This window comes from Pseudomonas sp. GM24, from assembly GCF_000282235.1.
GTDB lineage: Bacteria > Pseudomonadota > Gammaproteobacteria > Pseudomonadales > Pseudomonadaceae > Aquipseudomonas.
The window spans coordinates 1-3,507 of record NZ_AKJR01000312.1 but is presented as its reverse complement, the minus strand read 5'-3'; the positions used below and the strand labels follow the sequence as shown (position 1 = coordinate 3,507).

The window sequence follows — 3,507 nt, the reverse complement described above, 5'->3', positions numbered from 1 at the left end:
GATATCTCAGGTCGATGTATGACGGAAGAACAACACGGTCAGCTCCCTCTCCCTCTGGGAGAGGGCTGGGGTGAGGGTCGGCGTCTACAGCTCAAGCACCCGAGCAACCAACGCCTCAATCTGCTCCTGCCTTTCCGCCTGATTCAACTTCGCCTGCGGATTCAACGACGACCACTGCGGATGCGCCCGTGCCTTGTTCAGCGCCTCGGGCAACTTGCCCTCGCGCCAGGTCTTATCCTGCGGAGTCGCCACCTGAACCGCATCCATCGCCGCATGCCCACGTTGATCCAGCGCCAACACCAACTGCCGCTGGCGCAACGCCAACAGCCGCAACACACCGTCATCCACCGTCAGTTCGCGCTGCCCCTTGATCTTGCCCAGCAAGCGACTGCCATAACTGCGCGCCGTTTGCAGCGCACCACCGGCAATCGCCCCCGCCAACGCCGCCGTACCAAGGGTAATCCCGCCAACCAGCAAATCCACACCAGCTCCTGCCGCCGCCCCGGCAGCAATTCCGCCGCCCACGCGTACGCCGAGTTGCTTCAAGGTCTCAGGGTTGAACAAGTCATCGCCCCAACGCCCATCGAGCAACGGCAAATCACTTGCAGCCGCGTCCTGCGGACGAAACGCATACAGCTTGAGCAACGCCTCAACACACTTCTGCTCGCGCTGGCGCACAGCCTTGCGCAGCTCGCTGATGGCTTGCTGTTCCTGCGCAGCTTCACTGACCACACTGCGCCGGCACGCGGCGCAGTCGATCAACAATTCAGCAATCAACCGCGCCGCACTTTGCTGACGGGCGAGGCGCTGAGCCTGCTGATCGGCAATCAATCGCTCCAGTTGCGGCCGGGCATTCTCCAGCAGCAGCGCGAGGCTTTCGTACAACCGGCGCTCGCCATCCTCGGGCGGCGCAACGCTGTCAAAACGTACCAGTGCGTGCAGTCCGAGCCTTGCCAACGCCTCACGCCAGTCCGGCTCGCGATGATTGGCGCTGCTGACGAAATTCAGCACCGGCAGCAGCGGCTTGCCACAACTGGCGAGCACTTCCAGTTCATCGCGGTACTTGGCCAACACCGGCTCGCGGGCGTCGATCACATACAAACCGGCGTCGGAGGCGAGCAATTGCCGCAGCACTTTGGCCTCTTGCTCAAAGCGCTGGCGCGCCTCGCTGCCATCGAGAAACCGCGCCAATCGCGCCGGGCCATCGAGACGTTCGCCGGGACGTTCCAGGCGTTCGAGAAAATCCAGCAGGGCGATGGCGTCTTCCAGGCCGGGCGTGTCGTAGAGGTCGAGCAGCGGCTCGCCGTCCACCGACAACCGCGCGCCTTCGACATGCCGCGTGGTGCTCGGGCGATGGGAGACTTCGCCGAAGCCGACATCGCGGGTCAGCGTGCGTAACAGTGAGGTCTTGCCGACGTTGGTGTGGCCGACCACTGCGAGCTTCAGCGGCGCTTTCCAGGCATCAGTCATGGCCAGTCTCCAGCCAGTTCAACGGCGCGCAATCGGCGAACGGCAGCTCAAGTTGTTGCAGTGCAACGTGCCAATCGCCGAGACGTTCGGCGTCCAGCGCTTCGCCGGGCGGCGCTTGCAGCAGCCACACGCGGGTTTCGCCAGCGCTGCGCGCCAGCTCGGCGATTAGCGCGAGGCTGCCACGATCCGGCGAGCGCCGTGGATCGCAGGCAATCGCCAGACGCGCCGGCGGGAAGCGGCTCAATTGTTCGAGGAGTTTGTGCCGTGACTCGCGGCTGTCGAGGATGCCGGCGTTGCTGACGTTTTTCGGCATTGCAGGCGGCCATGGGCGTTGTTCGTCGAGTTCGATGGCGACCAGCAGCGCACCTTCGCTGGCGAGTTCGCCGACGCCACTTTCGACGCGATGCAGTTGCGCAGGCTCCGGATCATTGACGCCGAGGCGTTCGCTGGTTGGCATCAGACGTTCACGCAATTGCGCGTAGCCGGGCAGGTTCAAGTCCAGACGCAGCGCGGTTTTACCGCTGTTCCAGCGCCAGAAACACAACAGCGTCAGCAGCAGACGCGGCAGCACGCCGTAGACCACCAACACGCCGACCAGCCAGGTTGCCCAGGCCTGTCGAGCGCTTTCAATATCGAGCGCGCCGTCGCCGCTGGCGCGGATCATCTCCACCGTTGGCACGTTGAAGCCGAGCAGCGATGGCAGATAACCGAGCGCGTGGGTGACGTGGATAAAGGTGTCGGCGCTGAGAATCGTGGTTTCCCAGACGAAGCCGTAGCGCCGGGTCGCCATCAGCGTCAGCAGCAGAATCAATGCGCTGAACATCGCCAGCAGCCACAAGCCGTTGACCAGCGTACCGAGCGCCCAGCGATTGAGCTTCTTGCGTTGCAGCATCAAGAGCAGTGCCGGCGCCAGTTGCGCGGCTTTGGCGTCGCGGGCCATTTTTTCGCTGAGCCATAACCACAATCGGCCGAGCGTGGCGCCGTGCTCGCCGGCAAAGATCAATCCCAGCAACCAACTCAGTAGCAGAATCAGGTTCAGCCCGAGCAGGCTGCCCAAGGCCCAGAACACATTGACCGGCGTTTGGCTCAACGCAGCAAAGGCCAGACCAGCGCCGCTAAGCACAGCGAAAATCATCAACAGCAGCAGCGCCAGGCGCGCACCTTGCAGCCAGTGTTTGAGGGCCGAAGTCAGCCCGTCACGTTCGGCCAGCCATAACGCCCGGCGTTGAATGCGGCTCGGCAGATCGCCGCCGGCCGTGCGCGCCAGTCGGTTGGCTTCCAGATCATCCAATGGGCCTGCGTGTTCTTCGCGCAGGCGCACGGTCTCGGTGAGCCAGAGGTTTTGCAGTGGAGTCAGTTCAGTCACGCGGCTTTCCGTCGCTTAATTGATTGAAGAGCATAACCGCTGTGGCGCTTATCGGGGTAAGCGCGGCTCTGGTATCCTCGCCGGCATGACTAAATCACTCCCCCTCAGCCTGATCGCAGCCCTCGGTGAAAACCGCGTGATCGGCGTCGACAACAGCATGCCCTGGCACCTGCCGGGGGACTTCAAATACTTCAAGGCCACGACCTTGGGCAAGCCGATCATCATGGGTCGCAAGACCTGGGATTCGCTCGGTCGGCCGTTGCCGGGGCGCTTGAACATTGTGGTCAGCCGTCAGACCGGTCTGGTGCTGGAAGGTGCCGAAGTCTATCCGTCGCTTGAAGCAGCCGTGGTTCGCGCCGAGGAGTGGGCGAAGGAGCAGGGCGTCGATGAGCTGATGCTGATTGGTGGCGCGCAGTTGTACGCGCAAGGGCTGGCGCAGGCGGATCGTCTGTATCTGACTCGCGTGGCGCTGAGCCCGGAAGGGGATGCGTGGTTTCCGGAGTTTGATTTGCACCAGTGGAAGCTGGTGTCGAACGTTGAAAACCCGGCGATTGAAGATAAGCCCGCGTACAACTTCGAAGTCTGGGAAAAAGCTTAAAAGATCGCAGCCTGCGGCAGCTCCTACACGGTATCCGCGTTCCCTGTAGGAGCTGCCGAAGGCTGCGATCTTT

At 62.9% G+C, this 3,507-nt stretch carries 3 protein-coding genes; 1 reads left to right on the top strand and 2 read right to left on the bottom strand.

Annotated features, from left to right (window positions below; translation table 11 throughout):
* Window positions 1-84: 84 nt before the first annotated feature.
* Entirely contained in the window at window positions 85-1,470 is a 1,386-nt protein-coding gene (locus tag PMI23_RS27470) for a GTPase/DUF3482 domain-containing protein (RefSeq protein WP_007913560.1), read from the bottom strand.
* Window positions 1,463-2,836, bottom strand: a complete 1,374-nt coding sequence (locus PMI23_RS27465; protein ID WP_007913562.1) for a DUF2868 domain-containing protein — start codon at window positions 2,834-2,836, stop codon at window positions 1,463-1,465. The genes PMI23_RS27470 and PMI23_RS27465 overlap by 8 nt, the downstream gene beginning before the upstream one ends.
* An 85-nt stretch (window positions 2,837-2,921) precedes the next feature.
* On the opposite strand from PMI23_RS27465, the gene PMI23_RS27460 reads away from it, so the two are divergent.
* Window positions 2,922-3,434, top strand: coding sequence for a dihydrofolate reductase (locus tag PMI23_RS27460; protein ID WP_007913563.1), 513 nt, complete (start codon window positions 2,922-2,924; stop codon window positions 3,432-3,434).
* The last annotated feature ends 73 nt before the right edge of the window (window positions 3,435-3,507 follow it).

What these genes read in the sequence shown, in the direction of transcription:
- PMI23_RS27470 (WP_007913560.1), bottom strand. Translation starts at nt 1,470, where the DNA reads ATGACTGATGCCTGGAAAGCGCCGCTGAAGCTCGCAGTGGTCGGCCAC.
- PMI23_RS27460 (WP_007913563.1), top strand. Translation starts at nt 2,922, where the DNA reads ATGACTAAATCACTCCCCCTCAGCCTGATCGCAGCCCTCGGTGAAAAC.